General features: G+C 48.4%; 16 protein-coding genes. 14 read left to right on the top strand and 2 right to left on the bottom strand.

Translation table 11 applies throughout. The features are described from left to right. Nucleotides 1–141 precede the first annotated feature (141 nt). From smc to GVJ32_RS00910, 4 genes are all read left to right on the top strand, one after another. Entirely contained in the window at nt 142–3,639 is a 3,498-nt protein-coding gene (gene smc, locus GVJ32_RS00925) for a chromosome segregation protein SMC (RefSeq protein WP_159238178.1), read from the top strand. A 125-nt stretch (nt 3,640–3,764) separates the two neighbouring features. Then, the gene (gene zipA, locus GVJ32_RS00920; protein ID WP_159238177.1) at nt 3,765–4,748 is read left to right on the top strand and encodes a cell division protein ZipA; all 984 of its coding nucleotides are present in this window, start codon (nt 3,765–3,767) and stop codon (nt 4,746–4,748) included. 30 nt (nt 4,749–4,778) lie between these two features. Beyond that, nucleotides 4,779–6,806 (top strand): NAD-dependent DNA ligase LigA, encoded by a 2,028-nt coding sequence (ligA, locus tag GVJ32_RS00915; protein WP_159238176.1) that lies wholly within the window; start codon nt 4,779–4,781, stop codon nt 6,804–6,806. After that, nucleotides 6,803–7,408, top strand: coding sequence for a transglycosylase SLT domain-containing protein (locus tag GVJ32_RS00910; protein ID WP_159238175.1), 606 nt, complete (start codon nt 6,803–6,805; stop codon nt 7,406–7,408). Before ligA ends, GVJ32_RS00910 begins: the two co-directional genes overlap by 4 nt. 1,968 nt (nt 7,409–9,376) lie before the next feature. Here GVJ32_RS00910 and gloA read toward each other — a convergent pair. Beyond that, a complete protein-coding gene (gene gloA / locus GVJ32_RS00900; RefSeq protein ID WP_159238173.1) occupies nt 9,377–9,817 on the bottom strand; it encodes a lactoylglutathione lyase in 441 nt (146 codons plus the stop codon). Between the two features lie 111 nt (nt 9,818–9,928). Between gloA and GVJ32_RS00895 the strand changes: the two genes are divergently transcribed. The 5 genes from GVJ32_RS00895 to GVJ32_RS00875 all read left to right on the top strand — a co-directional run bounded on the left by GVJ32_RS00895 (nt 9,929) and on the right by GVJ32_RS00875 (nt 17,472). Beyond that, complete coding sequence (locus tag GVJ32_RS00895) at nt 9,929–10,402, top strand: flavodoxin family protein (RefSeq protein ID WP_159238172.1); 474 nt, start codon at nt 9,929–9,931, stop codon at nt 10,400–10,402. A gap of 232 nt (nt 10,403–10,634) precedes the next feature. Further along, complete coding sequence (locus GVJ32_RS00890) at nt 10,635–13,049, top strand: TonB-dependent receptor (RefSeq protein ID WP_159238171.1); 2,415 nt, start codon at nt 10,635–10,637, stop codon at nt 13,047–13,049. A 274-nt stretch (nt 13,050–13,323) separates the two neighbouring features. Next, complete coding sequence (locus GVJ32_RS00885; RefSeq protein WP_159238170.1) at nt 13,324–15,813, top strand: TonB-dependent receptor; 2,490 nt, start codon at nt 13,324–13,326, stop codon at nt 15,811–15,813. Between the two features lie 80 nt (nt 15,814–15,893). Next, on the top strand, nt 15,894–16,871 hold the full coding sequence (locus GVJ32_RS00880) for an XdhC family protein (protein WP_235034991.1): 978 nt from the start codon (nt 15,894–15,896) through the stop codon (nt 16,869–16,871). A 4-nt stretch (nt 16,872–16,875) separates the two neighbouring features. Further along, on the top strand, nt 16,876–17,472 hold the full coding sequence (locus GVJ32_RS00875; RefSeq protein ID WP_159238169.1) for a nucleotidyltransferase family protein: 597 nt from the start codon (nt 16,876–16,878) through the stop codon (nt 17,470–17,472). Here GVJ32_RS00875 and GVJ32_RS00870 read toward each other — a convergent pair. Then, nucleotides 17,469–18,353 carry a LysR family transcriptional regulator gene (locus GVJ32_RS00870; protein ID WP_159238598.1) on the bottom strand — a complete coding sequence of 295 codons (885 nt, stop codon included), beginning with the start codon at nt 18,351–18,353 and terminating at the stop codon, nt 17,469–17,471. The two genes, GVJ32_RS00875 and GVJ32_RS00870, sit on opposite strands and share 4 nt — an antisense overlap. Nucleotides 18,354–18,531: 178 nt before the next feature. Here GVJ32_RS00870 and leuC point away from each other — a divergent pair, with 178 nt between their 5' ends. Genes leuC through GVJ32_RS00845 form a run of 5 tightly spaced genes read left to right on the top strand, consistent with a single transcriptional unit; the run spans nt 18,532 to nt 23,883 of the window. Next, entirely contained in the window at nt 18,532–19,953 is a 1,422-nt protein-coding gene (gene leuC / locus GVJ32_RS00865; protein ID WP_159238168.1) for a 3-isopropylmalate dehydratase large subunit, read from the top strand. 10 nt (nt 19,954–19,963) lie between these two features. Next, entirely contained in the window at nt 19,964–20,614 is a 651-nt protein-coding gene (gene leuD, locus GVJ32_RS00860; protein WP_159238167.1) for a 3-isopropylmalate dehydratase small subunit, read from the top strand. A gap of 49 nt (nt 20,615–20,663) precedes the next feature. Next, a complete protein-coding gene (gene leuB, locus GVJ32_RS00855; RefSeq protein WP_286187463.1) occupies nt 20,664–21,761 on the top strand; it encodes a 3-isopropylmalate dehydrogenase in 1,098 nt (365 codons plus the stop codon). Between the two features lie 29 nt (nt 21,762–21,790). After that, complete coding sequence (gene asd, locus GVJ32_RS00850) at nt 21,791–22,909, top strand: aspartate-semialdehyde dehydrogenase (RefSeq protein ID WP_159238166.1); 1,119 nt, start codon at nt 21,791–21,793, stop codon at nt 22,907–22,909. Further along, entirely contained in the window at nt 22,909–23,883 is a 975-nt protein-coding gene (locus tag GVJ32_RS00845) for an Asd/ArgC dimerization domain-containing protein (RefSeq protein WP_159238165.1), read from the top strand. The genes asd and GVJ32_RS00845 overlap by 1 nt, the downstream gene beginning before the upstream one ends. Nucleotides 23,884–23,885 lie beyond the last annotated feature (2 nt).

Below are 23,885 nucleotides of genomic sequence, written 5' to 3'. Positions count from 1 at the left end.
CCCTAAGCACAAAGTCACAAATACTGCTGTCAGTCCCTGCAGCTATCGCTATAATCGCGCTTTGCGCAAATTTATCTGTTGTTGCCTCGAGAATATAATAAAACTCAGCGTGGCAGCAGCTACAGTGTTGGTTATTGGTTTATGCGTCTTAAAAGTATCAAATTAGCGGGTTTTAAATCGTTTGTAGACCCGACGACTGCTCATTTTCCGACGAATCTGTCGGCGGTGGTCGGCCCGAATGGTTGTGGTAAATCAAATATTATCGACGCCGTGCGTTGGGTAATGGGGGAGAGCTCGGCTAAAAATCTACGTGGCGAGTCGATGACAGATGTTATTTTTAATGGCTCTGTTAATCGCAAACCTGTTGGGCAGGCCAGTATTGAATTGGTTTTTGACAATACGGATAAAAAGCTCGGCGGTGAATACGCTGCCTACGACGAAATAGCCATTCGCCGTAAAGTCACCCGCGAAGCCGTTTCAGAATACTATCTAAACGGCACTAAATGTCGACGCCGTGATATTACCGACATATTCCTCGGCACCGGGTTAGGGCCTCGTAGTTACGCGATTATCGAGCAGGGCATGATTTCTCGGCTGATTGAGTCTAAGCCGGAAGAGTTGCGGGTATTTATTGAAGAAGCGGCGGGTATCTCAAAATACAAAGAGCGCCGCCGCGAAACCGAAAACCGCATGCGTCGGACCCAAGAAAACCTTGAGCGCCTGACCGATCTTCGCGATGAATTAGAGCGCCAGCTTCAGCATTTACAACGCCAAGCAGCAGCGGCAGAAAAGTACACCGAATACAAAAAAGAAGAGCGCTTATTAAAGGCCCAATTGCAGGTTTTACAATGGAAGGCCTTAGATGATCAGGCGGGTATAAAAGAAAAAGAAATCAATCGTTTAGAGCTAGAACGTGAAGCGATTGTTACCGAGCAGGTCGGCTTAAATACCGGCATAGAGCAGGCTAGAGATCAGCATAGCCAGCTGAATGATTCGTTCAACGAAGTTCAGGGCCGTTTCTATAGTATTGGCGCTGAAATAGCACGGGCCGAACAGGGCATACAGCATCAGCAGCAACGTCGTCAGCAGCTAGATGCAGACTTGCAACAGCTAAGTGTGAATGTGCAAGAAACCACGCGCCATCTAGAAAATGATCGTGAAAAGATCGCTATGTGGGAAGAGGAAATTGGCGAGATTGAACCTGAGCTAGAAATCACTGATGCCGCTGAAGAAGGTGCAGCGGAGGCTTTAGCAAACGCAGAAGATGCCATGCAGTCTTGGCAGCAACGCTGGGATGAGTTCAACCAATTAGCGGCGGGGCCGCGTCAACGCGCAGAAGTAGAGCAGTCTCGTATTCAGCATTTGGAATTGAGTCTACAGCGCCTGCAAGATCGTATCGAAAAGTTGGATCAAGAACGCCGTGGTTTGAGTGTTGACGATACTGACGATGATATTGAAATACTTCAGCAAGAAGTGGCTGAGGTAGAACTAGAAGCATCTTCTGCCCAAGAGCGCCACGAGCAGCTTATTCCACAAATTAGCGAATGCCGTGAACGAATTAAGCAAGCCAGCGACGAGCTGGACACTTGCCGCAGTGAACTGCAGCGTATGCGTGGCCGTATGGCATCGCTAGAGGCTTTACAACAGGCGGCACTCGGGCAGGGTGATAAGGCCGCCGCGACATGGCTAGAGGAACAAGGCTTATCAAACACGCCGCGCTTGGCTGAGCAGTTGCAGGTTAGTGAAGGGTGGCAGCAGGCGGTAGAAACCGTCTTGGGCGATCAGTTGCAAGCATTGTGTATAGACTCGCTGGACGGTGTTGGCAGTATTTTAGATGGCCTGAAAGAAGGCAGTGTGTGTTTTGTTGAGGGTGCGGCTAAATCGACATCTTCCGGCGTATCACTTGCAGATAAAGTCAGCGGCAATGCGGCCTTGTTGGGCGTATTGGGCAGTGTTCGGGTGGCTGACGATTTGATCGCAGCGTTGGCTATGCGCTCAAGCTTGGCGCCTCATGAATCTGTTATTACGCCAGAAGGTTTATGGCTTGGTAGCAACTGGCTGCGTGTTAGCCGAGGTAATACCGAGCAAGGCGGCGTATTGCAGCGCCAGCAAGACTTGCAGGAATTACGCGAGGCAATAGACGGGGCAGAAATTCGTATTCAGGCTATTGTCGATGGTTTAGATACCGACCGAAACTTGCTTAAAACACAGGAGCTAGACCGAGAAACACTAAGCCGTGAAGTACAACAGTTTAATCGCCAGCATAGCGAACTAAAGGCCAAGCTTAGCGCCCAGCAGGCGCGGATAGAACAGGTTTTGGCGCGTCGTCAGCAATTAGATGGTGACGGTAGAGAGTTTCGTAATCAATTCCAGCTGGAGCAGGAGTCAGTTGCGGAAGCGCGAATGACCTTGCAGGAAGCGATTGAGTCTATGGAGCAAGACTCCGGCAAGCGCGAAGCACTGCTAAGCGAGCGTGACAATAATCGCACGATATTAGACGCTGCGCGGCAAACAGCTCGGCAAAGTAAAGATCACGCGCATCAGCTTGCCATGCGTCATCAATCCTTAAGTACGCAGCGCGATTCAGTATTGCAAAATATTGGCCGAACGGAAGAGCAGTTGGCGCAATTGCAGGAGCGTCGCGAGCAGTTGGCCGCGAGTTTGGACGAAAACGACGCACCAGTTGATGATTTAAAGATGGAATTAGAAGCGCGTCTTGAGCAGCGTTTGGCGGTGGAAGAAGAGCTGGCGGAGTCTCGCCGTGCTCTTGAGGTCGTTGATCATCAGCTACGTGAAAATGAGCAAAAACGTAATGGTATCGAGCTGCGTTTGCAGACCGTCCGCAATAGCTTAGAACATGCGCGAGTCGAAAATCAGGGCTTGCAAGTAAGACGCAAGGGTTTGCAGGATCAGCTGCAGGAAGCACAATTCGATTTGCAGTCGGTACTAGAATCATTACCTGAAAACGCCAATGAGGCTGAGTGGTTGGAGTCATTGGAGCAGGCGGGCCGGCGCATTGCTCGACTTGGGCCAATTAACCTCGCGGCAATTGAAGAGTATAAGCAGCAATCTGAGCGTAAAAATTATTTGGACGCACAGAATAATGATTTGGTTGAAGCGCTGGAAACCCTAGAGGGCGCGATTCGTCGTATCGACAAGGAAACCCGCAATCGCTTCAAAGAAACCTTCGACAAGGTCAATGGCGGTCTGCAGGATTTATTCCCGAAAGTGTTTGGCGGTGGCAGTGCGTCGCTAGAAATGACAGGCGATGATTTACTCAATACCGGTATTTCGATCATGGCGCGGCCGCCAGGTAAGCGCAATAGTACGATTCATTTGCTTTCTGGTGGTGAGAAGGCTTTGACCGCGATTGCCTTGGTGTTTTCTATATTCCGCCTTAATCCGGCACCGTTCTGTATGCTTGATGAGGTTGATGCGCCACTGGATGACGCCAACGTTGGCCGCTATGCGCGTTTGGTAAAAGAAATGTCATCTGAAGTGCAGTTTATCTATATCAGCCACAACAAAATTGCGATGGAAATGGCGCACCAGCTTATGGGCGTTACCATGCATGAGCCGGGTGTTTCGCGCTTGGTGTCGGTGGATCTAGAAAAAGCGGCAGAAATGGCCGCAATGTAAGACAGCGCAATGTGGCTAAAATCTGGATATTTACTAAATCGCGTGGAACAATGGCGACTTAATTTCATCCAAAGCACAGCAAATTTTTGAGGATACAGCCACTACGGCTAATTAAGGGCTTGGTAATGGATCTCAATGTTAGAGATTGGTTGATTATTATTGGCACTTTGCTGGCGACGGCGGTGTTGTTGGACGGTTATCGGCGAGTGCGTAAAGATCGCCGTGATACGCTGCGTTTGAGTTCTAAACCGCGTTATGAAGACGATGATCTTACTAACCCTGAGCTACCCTCTGGTACGGCTCGGGTGGTGGCAGTAAGAGAGACGCCCAGCCTCTATGTGAAACGCGCACCGGCGCCACCTTCGCGTCCGCGTCCGGAGCCTGAATTAGAAGCTCCTGAAACTGATGATTATGATGGAGAGCCGTTCGTTGGTAATTACGATGACGGGGATGACGATATTTTATTTACCGATCCGGCAGATGAATACAGCTCAAAATCTAAGGTACAAGTTGTAGATGACGATGACGAAGATGAGGTCGTTGCTGGTTGGTCCTCGTCTAACATCGAAGACGACGAATATGAACAGCCACTAAGGGTAAGTTCAGAAGATGTCCCCGATCATGTTAGCGCTACCGTAGAAAAGTCGCCGCTTAAGCAAGATGAAAAGGCGCAGTCAGATCATCATGAATTGCTGGTGATTAACGCCATGGCGCCTGAGGGAAATCCGTTTAAGGGCAATGATTTGCTCCAGATTTTAATGGCCTGTGATGTCCGCTATGGAAAAATGAATATTTTCCATCGCTATGAAAATTCTGATGGCACTGGAGAAATTCAATTTAGCGTTGCTAACTTGGTGGAACCGGGTAATTTCGATCTTGATGAGATAGATGAGTTTACGACTCCTGGCGTGGTTTTCTTTATGCATTTGCCGGGACCAAAAGAAAGTATTAAAGCTTACGAGGCAATGGTCGAAACTGCGCGCTGCCTAGTAAAAAATCTTGAGGGCGAACTGCGCGATCAGACCCACAGCGTGGCAACAAAGCAAACCCTTGAACATTATAAACAGCGTATCCGCGATTTCGAGCGTCGTCAGCTAACCCTGATGTAGTCGATCTGGATCAAAAAAACGGCGTTTTGAATGTCTGATAGTTCTCTGCGTGAGCGCCTACGGGCGTTGCGCGACCAGCTCCACCATCACAGTTATCAATACTATGTACTCGATGCGCCGGAGATTCCCGATGCTGAGTACGATCGTTTGTTTCGCGAACTACAAGAGATTGAAGTCCAGCATCCAGAGTGGCTGAGTCTAGACTCACCCTCGCAGCGAGTGGGTGCAGAGCCGCTGCCAGCCTTTAGCCAAGTTCGGCATGAGACGCCGATGTTATCGCTTGATAACGTTTTCTCTGAACAAGAGTTATTAGACTTTGATCGCCGCGTAAAATCGCGCCTAGACGATGCTGCTGCGCCAACTTATGCCTGTGAGCCGAAGTTAGACGGTATTGCCGTCAGCTTGCTATATGTCGATGGCGTGTTGGTTCGTGGTGCGACCCGCGGCGATGGCCGAGTCGGCGAAGATATTACCCAAAACGTCAGAACCATAGCCTCGATACCACTTCGCTTACGGGGTGAGGGCTGGCCGGAGGAGTTAGAAGTACGCGGCGAAATTTATATGCCCCGTGCTGGCTTCGAGCGGATAAACGCCTTAGGTCGCGAGACTGACGGCAAAGTATTTGTAAACCCACGCAATGCGGCGGCGGGAAGCTTGCGCCAACTTGATAGTCGTATTACCGCCAAGCGGCCTCTGGAAATGAGTTGCTACGGTATTGCTCTGCAAGAGGGTGAGGCGCTGTTTGATACTCATAGCGAGGGTTTGCAGCGTTTGCGCGAATGGGGTTTTTTGGTTAGTCCTGAACTGCGGGTGGTCGATTCTATTGAGGGCTGCCTTGCATACTATGAAGATCTTTTAGCGCGTCGTGATAATCTAGCCTACGATATTGACGGCATTGTGTTTAAAGTCGATTCGCTTGCTCTGCAGGCCCAATTGGGTTTTGTGTCCCGTGCGCCGCGCTGGGCGATTGCTCATAAGTTTCCGGCCCAAGAAGAAATCACCTTGCTGCGTGATGTTGAGTTTCAGGTTGGTCGCACTGGTGCGGTTACTCCCGTTGCTAAACTGGAACCCGTTTTTGTCGGCGGTGTTACTGTCAGTAATGCGTCCTTGCATAATTTTGATGAAATAGCGCGTTTAGGTGTCATGGTCGGTGACTGTGTTGTCGTGCGTCGCGCAGGTGATGTGATCCCGCAAATCGTTCAGGTAGTGCTTGAGCGACGGTCAGAAAACGCGGTAAGTATTATGGCGCCAACACGTTGCCCTGTTTGTGAAAGCGCCTTAGAGCGCGCGCCTGGCGAAGCGGTATTACGCTGCAGCGGCGGCCTAGTGTGTGGCGCACAGCGCAAAGAGGCGATAAAGCATTTTGCGAGTCGCAAGGCGATGGATATTGATGGCCTAGGCGATAAATTGGTTGAGCAGTTTGTTGACGCGGGTTTGATTGAAACCGTCGCTGATTTGTATTTGTTGACGGTAGATCAAATCGCCAACTTAGAGCGCATGGGGCAAAAGTCGGCGGAAAATTTAATTGCTGCTTTAGATAAATCCCGTGCGACGACGCTGCCACGATTTTTATACTCGCTGGGAATTCGTGAAGTGGGAGAGGCAACAGCATTGAATCTGGCGCGGCACTTTGGCGGTTTGCCTGAGTTAATGACGGCCACAGAGGAAATGCTAATAGAGGTAGAGGATGTCGGTCCGATTGTCGCCAGCCATCTCCATGCATTTTTCGCCACAGAGTTTAATCGTGATGTTGTGCGGCAATTATGCGAACGTGGTGTGAATTGGCCTGCGGCTCAAAAGCAGGGCGGTGAACAGCCCCTGGCGGGGCAAACTTGGGTGCTCACAGGTAACCTTGAATCGATGACCCGTAGCGAAGCGAAAGAGAAATTACAGGCCCTTGGTGCGAAAGTGGCAGGCAGTGTTTCTGCAAAAACAGACTGTGTTGCTGCAGGTACAAGTGCGGGTTCAAAATTAGCGAAAGCGGAGGCCTTAGGTGTGAAGGTGGTTGACGAGCAAGGATTACTTGATGTGTTTGCTCGTAATGGGCATTCAGAATGAGGATTGTCGGCTTGGTGTTTCTTGTGCTGATGATGTCGGCGTGCACGACATCACCGCCGCGTAACCCGGGTGATATATGCGCTATCTTTCGTGAAAAAGACGGCTGGTATGACGACGCCAAGGATGCGTCTAAAAAATGGAACTCGCCCATTCCGATTATGATGGCGATTATGTATCAAGAGTCGCGCTTTGTTGCTAAGGCAAAGCCTCCTAAAAAATACTGGCTGGGCTTTATTCCTGCTGGGCGCATGTCTGACGCCTATGGTTATGCGCAGGCGAAGGACGGCACTTGGAAGTGGTATGTTGATAAGTCGGGAAACTGGGGCGCGGACCGAGACGACTTTACTGACGCCATTGATTTTGTTGCTTGGTATAACAATACCAGCAATAAAATAAATGGCATTAGCAATACCGATACCTACAGTCTGTATATGGCTTACCACGAAGGTCACGGTGGGTTTAAAAAACGAAGTTTTGATAAAAAGGCGTGGTTAAAGCGTGTTGCCAGCAATGTCACTTCAAGGGCGGCAACTTACGGCACGCAACTTAGTCGTTGCGAAAAAGACCTGAAAAGCGGCGGCTGGTTTTTTGGGATTTTTTGATATTATTTTACATACCCACGCTAAACGGATTTAGTTCTCTATGAAAATAATAAGTGGCACGCAGCTATTAATTTTAAGCATTTTGATAGCGTTCTTATGTGGTTGCGGTGGTGGAGGCGGTAAAGGGGCGGCTCGAGCTAAGAATGTAGAGGAAATTATTGTAGTTTCACCTAGCTCCTCATCTAATTTGATATCTCTTTGGAATGGTGCACCGCGTGAGTGCGATATTTTGCAGTCCCCCGCCCACGGCCAACTAGAAACTATAGATTCTTGTAGCTTTTACTACAATCCTGATCAATCTTATACAGGTCTCGACCAGGTCGTGGTGCGTTTACGTGAACTCGATATAGAAAATAAGAAAAAAATCCGAGAAGAGACGATCTTTCATTATCAATTAAAAGTTTATTTCTACTCTTCTAGTTTTATGGATGCAATTGAAAGCAAATCCTTAAAACACACAAAATTTATTTTAACTGGAAATGATGGGTATATTCCCTTTGATCCTGTACCTGCAGCACTGGGACTCGGTGATTTTAACGGCGACGGGGCAGATGATTTTGCTATTCAACGAAACCCTGATTACACCTCACCTCTAGATGTTGCAATTGTATATGGGCAGACCTCGCTGCCAGCATTAGTCACTCTTTCTGAAGGCGATGCTCCTTTTGTTAACCCCTATGGTTTTGCATTTCGATGGCTGCCAAGTGATGACTATGCGGATCAATCTTTTCGGTCATTACGAGCTATTGGAAAAGCAGATGATTTTAATAATGATGGCTTCAATGATCTTCTGCTAAGTGGTAGCGGAACCGTTATNGTATTTGGAGGGCAAGAGGTAAGCGATATTCAGGCGCAAATCTTGGCAGGCAATTCTTCGATCGGTTTAGCGCAAAACACATTTCAGAGCGATTTTTATTACGATCACGTCGTCGGATCTACAAGTGTGGGTGATATTAATGGTGACTTGATTCCCGACTTTAATTTTGCCATTGGCCGATCGTTAATGATTATTCCGGGGGCGCAGAATCCAAGCAGACTGCCGACCTCCGATGATATTGCCGATTACTATAGGTTTTATCCCTCCGAAGATTATTTCAGCAGTGCTTGGGCTAGCCATCTTCAGAATTCGTCTGGAGATGTTAATGGTGACGGATTTAGTGACTTTATTGTTTCTGATTTTGCATTTGAGAGGGGGACGGTATCGAAAGGGAAGGCCGTTCTATTTTATGGTGGGGCGTCATTGGCAAAAGACAATGAGATTAATCTTGAGTCAGATCAAATTCCTCGGGCCACAACAATAAGCTGGGGCGGCGAAGAGGAGGTGGGGTTTGGCGAATACTCAACGGTCATACCTGACATTAACGGAGATGGCTATGACGACATTGCTGTTGGCTGCGAAAATTATACTTACTTAGGTGAGGAATTTGTTGTCATTGTTTATGGCGGCCCAAATCTTGGTCAACACCTTTCTGCTGATACTGCACGGCATTTGCGCATCGAAGGTGAGTTTATTAAAAGGGTGACCACCCTTGGCGATATTAATGGTGATGGTTTCAACGATATTGCTGTGTACCGGTCTTACAGCAATAGAGCGCACAATGATTTTTATATTATTTATGGCGCAGCAGATCTGCCGGAAAAAATAGTATTGCCGGAAAAAATATTTAAAGGCGAAGATAAGATTTCAAACCATGTTTCTTGGTTTAGGTACGATCGATTTAAGTCGATATCGCCTGCAGGGGATATTAATGTCGATGGCTTTGACGACTTCCTAGTGACGACCTATGCAGAAGGAAACCCAGTCTATTTAATCTACGGCGGTGCGATGTTTAAACAGCCTAGGTTAGCTGAATTTGAATGAGGTATAAGGTCGTCAATTTATACCTGTAAATGAACGTCATGCACGGGGCTTCGGCGGACGTGGTTGTTATGCTGAAGTCCTGTATTAGCAGTGTTAGGTTTTTGACCTTACCATTCGCCAGTATTCGGCATCGATAACCACGGTTCTTGCGATGCAAGTGCGTCGCCGCGTTGCAGCAGTTCTATCGAGATTTGATCGGGCGAGCGCACAAAGGCCATATGGCCATCTCTGGGTGGACGGTTGATGGTAACGCCGGCGTCCATGAGTTTTTGGCAGCTAGCGTAAATGTTGTCAACGGCAAATGCCAGATGACCAAAATTTCGACCGCCTTGATAGTCTTCGCTATCCCAGTTGTAGGTTAATTCTATAGTGGGTGTGTTACTTATTTTTGCTGCTTCGGCGTCATCTGATGCGGCGAGATAAATGAGGCTAAAGCGACCTTTTTCGCTGTCATAACGCTTCACTTCTTTTAAGCCGAGTACTTCGCAGTAAAAATGCATTGATGCGTCGAGGTCTTTTACTCGAATCATGGTGTGGAGATATTTCATAAGAATCCAGTGGTTCGTGTTTGTGAGTTGCCAGTGCGGCCTTGTATATAGATCTGGCGCCGTGCTTTCATAGGTTTATCAGATGCTAAATAAAACGGTGAGAGCGTAATTGTGGCTAAAGCAGAAACAAAGCATTTGCTGATTGTATACCACAGTCAATCGGGCAGAAACGAAAGTTTGGCCCATGTCACAAGCAGGGCTGCTTGCGATGCTGAGCCTGATGTAGATGTTCGCTTACTGCGTGCAGCCGAGGCAGGAACCCGTGATTTAATTTGGTGTGATGGCGTTTTACTATTCTTTCCAGAAAATTTTGGCGCGATTGCGGGGGGGATGAAGGACTTTTTTGATCGTACTTTTTACCCCGTGATTGAACGACAAATAGTCCTGCCCTATGGCGTGTTTATTTGTACGGGCAACGACGGCGCTAATGCGCTACAGCACTTCGAGCGTATTGCACGGGGCTATTCGTGGCGTTCAGTCTGCGAGCCGGTGATTAGCAAGGGTAGTCCTGATGCCAGCGCTGTTACTAAGGCCGAAGAGTTGGGCGCCGCCTTTGCCGCGGGCTTGAATCTCGGTATTTTCTGATTTTGTCGACAGGGCACCCTATTGGGGCTTTGTTAACGGTTAGCTGATCTGAACCGACCTACTATTCGTAGCATTTGTTGTGCCATTCAGGTGCGAGCATAGCGGTAATCCGCATTTTACTTCTGTGAAATACCGACTAAACTCACTATCAACCCTTACTATTGGGTACTTAATTAGTGCTTAATAGGTAGCGGTTGAATAATTAAAATAAATATCATCGGGAGAGTCTTAAATGACAAAACAGCGTGTGGTTAATTTTCGCGTAGCACCTTTGGTGCTAGCTATTGGCCTGTGTGCAAATTCCTCAGTTTATGCTGCACCAGCCTTAGAGGAGGTGCTGGTCACGGCTACACTTAGAACCGAAAGCCTGCAGGACGTGCCGGTATCGGTAAATGCGATGGCTGGCGAGAAAATGCAGGAGGCAGGCATCGATAAAATCGAAGACCTCCAAGCCTATGTGCCTAATTTGTCTATGTCAGAGACGGGCATAGGCACCAATATTTATATTCGCGGGATTGGTTCAGGCGTTAACCCAGGTTTTGAGCAGTCCGTCGGTATGTACTTTGACGGAGTGTCTTATAGCCGTGCGCAATTAACTCGCGCGCCATTTTTAGATTTAGCCCGAGTTGAAGTTCTACGTGGTCCGCAAAATATCCTATATGGTAAAAACAGTATTGCAGGGGCTTTAAGCTTAGTGTCTGCGCGGCCTGGACAAGAGCAGGAGGGCATGATTACGGGTTTATACGAACCTGATCATGGCGAAAAGATAGTCGATTTTGTGGTGTCTGGACCTATTACCGATACGTTGGGTGGTCGTATTGCCATACGTAAACGTGAGTTTGATGGCTATATCGAAAATTTGACCTTAAACCGTGACGAACCGCAGCGAGATGAATCGACGATCCGAGCTATTTTAGATTGGGATGCAACACCTGACCTCACAGCGATGCTTAAATTGGAATTAGGTAAGTTCGATGTGTTGGGGAGGCAGGTAGAAATTGTAAACGATCAGCCGTCGGCGGCGCTGGGTGGCGCGACGTATTCACAAGCGTTGGCGGGAAGTTTTGGTGCCGACCCTTCGGTTCTAAATACAACACAGGATTACAAACGCTCTTCTAACGGGGATTACAGTAATAACCGTACTAAAAACATTACGTTGAATGTTGATTACGCTTTGGGTGAAAGCACGCTAACGTTTATCACTGGCTTATTACAGTACGAGTTTGACGAGCTGTGTGATTGTGACTTTACCGGCGCGCCAGTGTTCAGCGTACCGTTTGAAGAAGATTACGACCAATATAGCCAAGAAGTGCGCTGGGTTTCCGCAGCAGGCGGTACTTTTGAACATATTGGCGGCGTGTATTATCAAAAAAGCAATTTGGATTTTTACGATAGCATCGTGATTGATTCTGGAATTCTTCCGGCAGCCGTGTTTTCTAGGGTTCGTGGGCAGGCAATAGCTGCTGGGGCGTCACCTGCAGATGCTGATGCGTCAGCTGGCGCGGCAAGTGCGGCAATTGCTAACACGACAACACCGCGTTATTTTACTAGTGACGCTGAGTTATGGTCGGTATTTTGGCAAACAACATGGAATGCTACTGATCGCCTAAGAGCGACGCTAGGCCTGCGGTATTCCGATGAAACTAAAGATGGCTCTCGCAGCTTAACGGTTGCCGATCTTGCGGGTACTGAACGCCCAATTGGTACGGTTGATGGTGTGTTGGCGAGCTTGTTTAAAATCGAACGACACGATCTAAAGGGCAGTCAAAGCGGTGGTAAGTTGGCGCCATCTTTAAACGTGCAGTTTGATGTAAACGACGATGTAATGGCCTACGCAACAGCAAGTCGCGGCCATAAATCGGGCGGCTTCGATGCGCGTTCTAATGCGTCCCCAAGTGCGGCACCCAACCCAGTTGGTGCATCGATATCGGGGTCATTTGAATATGATGAAGAGCAGGCGACTAGCTTTGAAATTGGTGCAAAAACCAGCTTTATGGATGGTCGAGGCGAGTTGAACATCGCCGCCTTCTTTACTAAGTATGATGACCTTCAAGTCAGTATTTTTGATGGCACCCTCGGTTTTAATGTTGGCAATGCAGGGGCGGCAGAAACCAAGGGTATCGAACTTGATGGCCGTTTTGCGCTAACAGATAACTTGTTACTAACCGGGGCTTTGGCCTTCCTTGATTTTGAGTTTACTGATTTTGAAAATGGTCAGTGCTATCAGGGGCAAACGCCGGACTCTACGGTTAGTGGTGTTAACTATTGTGACTACAAAGGTAAGACTAATCAGTACGTAGCAGATTATTCAGGTAATGTCGGCCTTGTTTACACCAAGGCATTTGGCGATGCCATGGAGTTTCGTGCAGGAACTGATTTCACCTTTACCGATGATTACAATTCTTCGCAAAACTTGGATCCTAGTCAGGAGCAAGATGGCTATGTTGAAGTGAATATGCGCTTAGCGATTGCCGATGTGAAGTCCGGTTGGGAAGTCGCGCTTATCGGTAAAAACCTAACTGACGAAGACGTGGTTTCTTACTCAAACGATGTTCCGTTAGCAAATAGCAGCTTTGGTAGCATCGGTCATTATGCGTTTATTGAGCGGCCACGCAGCGTTGCTGTGCAGGTGGCTTATCGTTGGTAAGTACCTAAGTTAAAGGGAAAAACGTAGTAAATATAAAGAGCGCGATGTGAATCGCGCTCTTTTTTTATGCTTGGTTCATATCGGTATCGTTAATAGAGTTTAATTATTTAAAAGATGCTAAGTCATTGAACTATTCCACATAATGCGTTATGTTTTCAATGCACACATTTTGGTTTGTATCTAACATATGAATCATTTTGAGATTAGGTCGCTATTAGCATTCGCTGCTATTGGTTGACCCCATAAATATAAAACTATCGCACCTGGAGGTCTCATGACCTTAAAAAGTCCTGATTTTGGTTTTCGCCGTTCCGCAATAGCAACTGCTATTGTGTTGTGCTCCTCATACTCTGTCGCCGCTCCTGTACTTGAGGAGGTGATTGTTACAGCCACGATAAGGGCGGAAAGTTTACAAGATGTTCCCGTTTCCGTTAACGCCGTGTCTGGCGAGAAAATGATGGAGGCAGGTATTGGTAAGGTTGAGGATTTGCAAGCCTATGTACCTAACCTAACAATGTCTGAAACCGGCATTGGTACCAATATTTATATTCGCGGTATTGGTTCTGGTATTAACCCAGGCTTTGAACAGTCTGTGGGTATGTATTTTGACGGCGTTAGCTACGGACGTGCGCAACTGTCACGTGCTCCATTTCTCGACTTGGCGCGTGTAGAGGTTTTACGTGGCCCACAGAATATTCTATTTGGTAAAAACAGTATTGCAGGCGCCTTGAGTTTAGTATCTGCGCGTCCAAGCCAAGAATTTGAAGGTATGGTTTCTGGTACTTATGAAGTCGAAACCAATGAGCGAGTGCTTGATCTCGTAATGTCGGGAGCGATGACGGATACCGTTGGTGCTCGTTTGGCAATTCGTAAGCGTCAAACTGATGGTTATATGGAAAACCTCACTCTTAACCGCGATGAGCCAGAGCGAGATGAGCAAACTATTCGTGCTATTTTTGAATGGGATGCGACGGCAAATCTAACCGCGGCGTTGAAGCTGGAAGTTGGTCAGTTTGATGTCAATGGTCGCCAGATTGAGATTATCAATGATAATCCTTCTACGGACTCGACATTCGAAGGTAGGACCTATGCTCAAATCCTTGATAATTTTGAGGTTGGCCCGGGTGGTCTTTTAGGCACGGTTGACGCGGATTCTTCGGTACTTAACAACAAACAGGATTACAAGCGTTCTTCAAACGGAGATTATAGTTATAACGACACTCATAACGTGACGTTAAATGTTGACTACGCATGGGGCGATCATACCTTTACGTTTATCACCGGTATTCTGGGTTATGAAACATCTGAGCTATGCGACTGTGACTTTACTGGTGCGGAAGTGTTTAGCGTTGCTGCCGAAGAGGAGTATTCACAGTTTAGCCAGGAAGTTCGCTGGGTATCTCCAGTAGGCGAGGATTTTGAATTTATAGCGGGCGCGTTCTATCAGCAAAGTTCTTTGGATTTTTTCGATAGTATTAGGGTTGGAAGTGACATATTGCCCACATTGTTAAATGGTGCTGATGCATTAGAGGGCGGTGGACGTGGTGAGTCGCCGCTTGATGGTGACATCATTGGTGGTCCATTAGGTTTGCCCGTGTCTGGGATAGGTGATGCCGGTACTGAGATAATTAATTTGGGCACGCCGCGTAATTTTTCGTCAGATACCAAGCTACTTTCTGGCTTTATTCAGGCGACATGGAACGTAACCGACTTGACTCGCGCAACACTGGGTTTACGCTATTCATATGAAGAGAAGGAAGGTAGCCGTAGCCTTGATTTAACTGATATTACTACAGGGCAAAGTCGTGACATCGGGGAGGTTGATACTGTTGTCGCAAAAAACTTCTCTGCTGAGCGTCATGATTTGAGCGGCGATCGTTCGGGTGGCAATTTGGCGCCATCGCTGAACCTTCAGCATGACTGGAGTGACGATGTTATGTTGTATGCCACGGCAAGTATTGGCTATAAGTCTGGCGGATTTGATGCTCGGTCAAATGCATCGCCAGGTGGTGGTAAAAATCGTCCGGCGGCTCCTGAAATTGACGGTAGCTTTGAGTATGACGATGAAAAGGCGACCAGTTTTGAACTCGGCGCTAAAACCACATTGCTAGATGGTGCTGCAGAACTTAACGTCGCTGCGTTCTACACTAAATATGATGATCTTCAGGTAAGTATTTTTGATGGAACACTGGGTTTCAACGTGGGTAACGCTGGGGCAGCGACCACAATGGGCTTAGAATTAGATGGTCGTATGGCGTTGACCGAGAACCTCATGATGACGGGCGCATTAGCCTTCTTGGACTTTGAGTTTACAGAGTTTGCTAATGGCCAGTGTTACCAAGGGCAGTCAGTCGATTATGTGGTTGATGGTAATCCTTATTGTGACTACAAAGGTAAAACCAACCAATATGTTGCCGATTATTCGGGTAACCTGACATTTGTTTACACCACGATGGTATCTAAGGATCTTGAGTTCCGTGGTGGTGCAGACTTTGTTTTTACAGGCGCTTACAACTCGTCACAAAATTTAGACCCAAGTCAGAAGCAGGACGCGTATATAAAAGCGAATTTGCGTTTCTCTTTGGCTGACGTTGCGGCTGGTTGGGATGCTGCGATTTTGGTTAAGAATGTGACAGATGAAACTACTATTTCTTACTCAAATGACACGCCGCTATCTAGTAGCACTTTCGGTTCGATAGGCCATTACGGCTTTATTGATGCACCGCGCACTATTGCTTTACAGGCGACTTACCGCTGGTACTAGGGTGTCTCTTTAGGGTAATTTATTAACGCCGCGCAAGCGGCGTTTTTTTTGCCTATTGAATTTCTTGGATGCAGTGATTAGTGAAAAGTATTGAACAGATTGTACTTGGTGCAGCGCTTGAGTTTCTTAGTAAAGGGGAGTCGGGCTGGCTGTGCACCATCGTAAAAACCTTTGGTGCGTCGCCGCGGCCATTGGGATCAATGCTGGTTATGAATAGCGATGCAGTGGTCTTTGGGTCCTTGTCGGGTGGCTGCATTGAGGATGAGCTGCTTGATAAATTGCAGCGAGGAGCCTTGGCGACGTCGCAGCCGGAGATTCTTGAGTACGGTGTGAGTGCGGAAGAAAATGAGCGTTTTGGTTTGCCGTGCGGTGGCAGAATGCAGATATTAATTGAGCCGCTAATGGCGTCTGCAGAACGTTGTACTATGCTGGCCGCTCTGTGCGAGGCTTTTGAAAAACGGCAGGCGAAACGTCGCCGCGTTGATCTTTATAGTGGTGAGTGGGTACTAGAAGACATAAGTAAGTGTGAACCGCTAACCATTACCGATAACGCCTTGATTCAGGATTTTGGCCCCAGATATCGTTTGCTGTTAATTGGCGCTAATGAGCTGGCTCGATGCATTTCTGAAATTGCCTTGGCAATGGACTACCGAGTGATTGTGTGCGATCCCCGTGAGGATCGGCGAGAGCAGTGGGCAGTCAGTGGTGCTGAATTGAGTGGCGCGATGCCAGACGATGCGGTAAGTGAGTTTGCCGATCCGTATACAGCTGTTATCACCTTAACCCACGATCCCAGAATTGATGATATGGCATTGATGCAAGCACTCACTGAATCACTATTTTACGTTGGTGCGCTTGGGTCTGTGCGAACCTCTGAAAAGCGTCGGCTGCGTCTTAAGCAATTAGATATTAGTGATGAACAAATTGACCGTTTATACGCGCCAGTCGGGCTGGATATAGGCAGTAAATCTGCGATGGAAATTGCGCTAGCGATTATGGCGCAGCTTACCCAGCTAAGGGCTTCCGTGTCTAAAGTAAACGCTGTAACAGGCAGGTGAGTCTATGACCTCAGCACTTATTATTATGGCTGCGGGTAAAAGCCGTCGGTTTGGTGAGGCGGATAAACGGTTTACGGTGTTACCACATGGCGGCGTGCTAATTAATGCCTTGGTTCGTCGCGGCCGAAAAGCCGGTCTTGATGTGAGTGTCGTGCTTGACTCTGCTGACGACGTTTCCGCCCAGATTGATGCACCCTGTATTTTTACTCCAAATGCAGAGCAGGGCATGGGAGCAAGTATTGCTGATGCAGTCAGTACACTGATGCAGCAATCAAAGTCTGAATCACTTTTGATTATGCCGGCGGACTTACCGTTGCTCCGAGTCGAGTCCATACGTCGTGTTGCAGCCCGAGCTGCATCAAACCGTATTGTGATTCCACAATGTGCAGGGCGGCGAGGTCACCCCGTTGCCTTTGGTCGTCAATTTTGGCCTGCATTAAGCTGCTTAGGAGGCGACGAAGGCGCGCGATCTGTGATCTCTGCGGCGAGTAGTGAAGATGTTGATATAGTCGCGCTCGATGATGAAGGGATTTACCTCGATGCGGATACCTCTGAACAAATGTTCAATTTATTAGAAAAATTGCGACCAGTTTTGCGTTAGCCAAAACTCTCTTTACTTGCCGTTCGCAGCAACTCTATAAAGGCTTCGGCGGCGTTAGACAGGCTGCGATTGCGGTGATGAACACAGCCCAAGGTTCTACTCAGTGCCTGTCCTTCCCATTCAAGTGCTATCACGCTGTCGTCTAATAGGGTTAGCGGCAATATGCTCCAGCCGAGGCCAATACTGACCATCACCTTGATGGTTTCGAGGTAGTTGGTAGACATGCCGATATTCATGCTTAAACCGCGTTGATCAAACAAATCCTTAATGATTTGCCCTGTATAGGTGTTAAGACCAGGTGGCAGAGCGGTGTGCTGGCTGAGCATTTCAGCGTTAACGCTGCGGTATTGCGCGAGCGGATGGTTATGAGCAACGGTGACGGTAAGTGGATCTTCCCACACCGGCATAGACTGCAATTGCTGCTCGCCGGTGGGAGAAAGGGTGATTACCGCTAAATCCATTTCCCCGTGCAAGATAAGCTGGTGAGCTTGCTCCGAATCCATAAAATCGATGTCGAGCTTAACGTCAGGGTATTGTTGGCTGTATTGGCGCAAAATGGGTGGCAGGCGATGCAGGCCAATATGATGGCTGATTCCCATCGATAAACGGCCACTGACATTGCCGCGTAAATCCTGAATGCTGCGAACAGCTTCTTTAATATCTTGAAGAATGCGACGACTTTGCGGGAGCAGGGCTTGTCCTGCTTCGGTAAGGTGGACATTGCGACCAATGCGGTCAAACAATTTGCAGTTCAGTTGGTTTTCCAACGCTGCGATCCGCTTACTCACCGCCGGTTGAGTGATGTATAGCTGTTCGGCGGCCAGCGAAAAAGACTGCTGATCGGCAACGGCAAGAAAGGCTTTTAACGAGTCGGTATCCATGGGCGTCAGCATATTATCATTCCATATTGGAATGCAAATAATGAAAAATATGAATTTGTGTTATTTGATTGTGCTGCGTAGTATTGCGGTTCTGATAACTCACTGCTTGCAGCGCTGATATCACCGACTTAGTAAATACCCTGAATAGGCTCAGGGTAGAACGACATGGGGCAGAATTATGGCTGGACAAACGCTTTACGACAAACTGTGGAATGCGCATCTGGTAAAAGAGCGTGATGACGGTACGGCACTGCTGTATATCGATCGCCACTTGGTACATGAAGTGACTTCGCCGCAGGCCTTTGAAGGGCTCCGTATGGCTGGTCGCTTGCCGTGGCGAGTTGGGGCGAATATCGCGACCCCAGATCACAATGTGCCGACCGAGCTTGTTGAGCGTAGCGGCGGCGTAGAGGCAATTGCCGATGAAGTGTCGCGGATACAGGTGCGAACCCTAGATGAAAATTGTGATGAATTTGGAATTACCGAATTCTCAATCAATGACGTGCGCCAAGGCATTGTGCACGTAGTTGGTCCTGAACAGGGTGCAACTCTGCCGGGCATGACGGTGGTGTGCGGTGATTCACATACCGCAACTCACGGCGCGTTGGGCGCATTGGCCCACGGTATCGGTACTTCTGAGGTAGAGCACGTACTTGCCACCCAGTGCCTGATTCAAAAGAAAAGTAAAAATATGTTGGTGCGAGTGGACGGTGAACTCGGTGCTGGCGTAACAGCGAAAGATGTTGTGCTGGCCATTATCGGTAAAATCGGCACTGCAGGCGGCACCGGTTACGCGATTGAGTTTGGCGGCGATGTTATTCGGAAGCTGTCTATGGAAGGCCGCATGACCATTTGTAATATGGCCATTGAGGGCGGTGCTCGTGTGGGTATGGTGGCTGTTGATGAAATCACTATCGATTACGTTAAAGGTCGCCCTTTTGCGCCAAATGACAGTGAATGGCAACTGGCGCTGGAGTATTGGAATACCCTGCATAGTGATGACGATGCAATATTCGATAAAACCGTGGTACTTAACGGCGCTGAAATTTTGCCGCAGGTGACCTGGGGTACTAGCCCAGAAATGGTATTACCGGTGAGTGGTATGGTGCCAAGCCCAAATGATTATACCGACCCAGCTCAGCGAAGTGGTTGTGAGCGCGCTCTGCATTATATGGGACTAACTGCTGGGCAGGCGATTACTGATATCAAGCTCGACCGTGTGTTTATCGGTTCTTGCACCAATTCGCGGATTGAAGATTTGCGTGAAGCTGCGGCGGTGGTTCGCGGTAAGACCGTGGCGGCCAATGTTAAAGAAGCAATGGTTGTACCTGGTTCTGGCCTGGTTAAGAAACAGGCTGAAGCGGAAGGCCTAGATAAAATATTCCTCGATGCAGGCTTGCTGTGGCGTGAGCCTGGTTGCTCTATGTGTTTGGCTATGAATGCCGATAAGCTCGGCGCCGGCGAACACTGCGCATCAACATCGAACCGCAACTTTGAAGGCCGTCAAGGCTTTGGTGGACGCACGCATTTGGTTAGTCCAGCTATGGCAGCAGCGGCAGCCATTGCTGGTCATTTTGTCGACGTGCGGGATTGGATCTAAGGAGTTAATGATGAAAGCATTTACAGTTCTTGACGGTATTGTGGCGCCGATGGATCGCGCCAATGTCGATACCGATATGATTATTCCTAAGCAGTTTCTAAAGTCGATAAAGCGCAGCGGTTTTGGTCCCAACTTATTTGATGAGCTGCGGTATTTAGATGAAGGGCAGCCGGGGCAAGATAGCTCCGCACGTCCGCTGAATCCAGAGTTCCCGCTCAATTTTCCGCGTTATAAAAACGCGTCTATTCTTGTTGCACGTGAGAATTTTGGTTGTGGCTCAAGCCGCGAGCACGCACCGTGGGCGCTGGAAGATTATGGTTTTAGTTGTGTGATTGCCCCAAGTTTTGCCGATATATTCTTTAACAATTGCTTTAAGAATGGCGTTTTGCCTATTGTATTACCAGCAAAAAAAGTCGATGAACTGTTTGCCGCCATGTACGCCGAAGAAGGGTTTACCTTAAAAGTAGATTTAGCCGCGCAGCATGTTATTACGCCAGCAGGCGAGACCATCGGCTTTGAAGTAGATAGCTTCCGTAAACATTGTTTGCTGAACGGTCTTGATGATATTGGTTTGACCTTGCAGGACGCGGACGATATTCGCGTCTTTGAATCTAAGTGGCAGCAAAAATCGCCATGGCTGTTTCGGGAGCACGGCATTTAACTGAAAAGCGCAGCTATAAAAAATTTATATATTTAGAAAGGAAATTAACGTGACTGAACGTCAGCAAAGAAACATTGCGGTATTACCGGGTGATGGTATTGGCCATGAAATCATGGCCGAAGCCGCCAAAGTGTTGGAATGGGTTAATAAGGCTCAAGATTTAGGTTTATTATTGCAGCATGCTTTAGTAGGCGGTTCGGCAATTGACGCTCACGGTAGCGCCTTGCCGGCAGAGACCTTCGCAATTTGTGAAAAAGCAGATGCGATATTGCTTGGTGCGGTAGGTGGCCCCAAGTGGGATAAATTGCCGCCGGCAGAGCGTCCTGAGAAAGCAGGTTTGCTTGAAATTCGCAAACGCTTGGATCTGTTTGGTAATTTGCGTCCCGCAATTTTATACCCGCAGCTTGCCGGTGCCTCGTCCTTAAAAGCGGAGCTTGTAGCTGGTTTAGATATTCTTATTGTTCGCGAGCTGACGGGCGGTATTTACTTTGGCCAGCCGCGCGGTATTCGTGAATTAGAGAACGGCGAGCGTGAAGGCTACAACACCTACGTTTATAACGAATCGCAAATTCGTCGTATTGGTAAAGTGGCGTTTGAGCTGGCACAAAAGCGCGGTGGGCGTTTGTGTTCTGTCGATAAAGCCAACGTTTTAGAAGTGACCATGTTGTGGCGCGAAGTCATGGACGAGATGGCCAAAGACTATCCCGACGTTGAGCTGAGTCACATGTATGTTGATAACGCGGCAATGCAGCTTATCCGCGCGCCAAAACAATTTGACGTGATGGTGACGGGTAATATGTTTGGCGATATCTTGTCTGACGCCGCTGCAATGTTAACGGGCTCGATCGGCATGTTGCCGTCTGCGTCATTGGACGTAAATGGCCGAGGCATGTATGAACCATGTCATGGTTCCGCGCCTGATATTGCAGGTCAAAACAAAGCAAATCCGCTGGCGACAATTCTGTCGGTAGCGATGATGTTGCGCTATTCGCTTAACGAACCAGTGGCAGCGCAGCGTATTGAAGATGCTGTAAGCACGGTATTGGATCAAGGCTTCCGCACCGCAGATATTTATTCGGAAGGTAGCACCCTGGTCGGCACCGTTGAAATGGGCGACGCCGTTATTGCGGCCTTGGCTGCAGCATAAATTCAGCACAACAGAATTCAGGAGATATTATGAAAAAAGTAGGATTTGTAGGTTGGCGCGGTATGGTTGGCTCGGTATTAATGGGGCGCATGCTGGAAGAAAAAGACTTTGATGGTATTGAGCCGGTATTTTTTACCACCTCAAATGTAGGTGGTCAGGGGCCGGAAATTGGTCGTGATATCGATGCATTGAAAGACGCCAGCGATATCGCTGCGCTGGCCGCAATGGATATTATTATTTCCTGTCAGGGTGGCGATTACACCAAGTCAGTTTTCCCTGCCTTGCGTAGCGGTGGTTGGGACGGCTACTGGATAGATGCTGCGTCTTCACTGCGTATGGACGACGACGCGATCATTATTCTTGATCCGGTCAATCTTGATGTAATTAAAGACGGTCTAAGCCGCGGTGTTAAAAACTTTATTGGTGGTAACTGTACCGTCAGCTTGATGCTGATGGCGATTGGCGGATTATTTCGCGAAGGTTTGGTGGAATGGGTTAGCGCTCAAACTTATCAGGCTGCTAGTGGTGCCGGAGCGCAAAATATGCGCGAGCTGATTAATCAAATGGGCACGGTGCGGGACAGTGTCGCTAGTGAACTTGCCGACCCACGTTCCAATATTTTAGATATCGATCGCAAAGTCGCTGAAGCCATGCGCAGCGATAGCTTCCCGAAAGATAATTTTGGCCATGCATTGGCGGGAAGCTTGCTGCCGTGGATTGATACCCAGTTAGAAAATGGCCAAAGCCGCGAAGAGTGGAAAGGCCAAGCCGAGACCAATAAAATTCTTGGTCGCGCCGATTCACCTATCGCTATCGACGGCAACTGTGTACGTATTGGTGCAATGCGCTGCCATAGCCAAGCGCTGACTATTAAACTAAATAAAAATGTATCGATCACCGAGGTCGAAAGTATTCTTGCCTCTGCCAACGATTGGGTACAAGTGGTGCCGAATGACCGCGCAGAAACCTTGGCAAAACTAACGCCAACTGCCGTGACAGGAAAATTGCACGTACCAGTAGGTCGCTTGCGTAAGCTCAATATGGGTGATCAATACCTGTCTGCATTTACGGTAGGCGATCAATTATTATGGGGTGCGGCAGAGCCGTTGCGCCGTATGTTGCGTATTCTTTTGGGTGATATTAAGTAATGGCATTTACCTGTGTTGCGGTTTTTGGTGCTTGCGGTCTTGAGGGCGAGTTGCTGTTAACCGCACTGGCGGATGCGGAATTTGGTATTCAGCGTATTAAAGCGTTTGCCGATGAGGGCGACGGTGAAACTGTGATGTATCGCGGTCGCCCCGTTGCTGTATATGAGCCGAGCGCGGCTGATTTTAGCGGCGTCGATGCCGCTATTTTCCTGAACGAAGGCTTTAGTGACTTTGCAATAATTGATGCGGCAGAAGATGCCGGTGTTGTGATTCTTGACTGCACCGATACGCTCGCTCAGCGTGGCGATGTTGCGGTGTTCTGCGACGGTGTTGAGCTTGACGGTGAGTCGCGATTATTCGCCATAGCCGACGGGGTCAGCAGTCATGCTGCCGCGTTACTTCGCTTGTTGCCAGAGGCTAGTGTTAGGGCTGTAAATTTAGCCATTGCTCAGCCGGTGTCAGTCTGCGGGCGGCTTGGTGTTGAAACCTTAGCCGCAGAAACCGCTCGCTTATTAAATGGGCAGCCTCCCGAGACGTCACCTTTTGGACAGCAGCTAGCCTTTAACGTACTGTCGCGACAGGCGAATAGCGGCGCTGCGCTGGAGCATAGCCTTTCAAGTCTACTGAGTTCAGGGGGCGGGACAGTTGCAGTTTCAGCGAGCGAAATGCTCGTGCCGGTTTTTTACGGCCATACGGCGATGCTGCGTGTGAGCTGTAATTGTCCTGTTGACGTATCCGCTTTGAAACAAAAACTGGCAGATAGCGAGCAATTTCGCCTATTCCCTCAGGACGATATTACCGAAGCGTCTCCCGTTAGCTTGCAAGATAACGAAACCATCGATATTTCAGCATTCATTGCCGACAGGCAGGATGAAACGGTCTTTCGCTGCACGGTTGTCGGTGATAATCTTCGTAAAGGAGCCGTGCATAACATTATTGTGCTGCTTAAAATCTTGATAAAAATCAATATCTAGCT

It is taken from the genome of Zhongshania aliphaticivorans, from assembly GCF_902705855.1.
Lineage (GTDB): Bacteria > Pseudomonadota > Gammaproteobacteria > Pseudomonadales > Spongiibacteraceae > Spongiibacter > Spongiibacter aliphaticivorans_B.
This window is presented reverse-complemented; position numbering and strand designations above follow the sequence as displayed.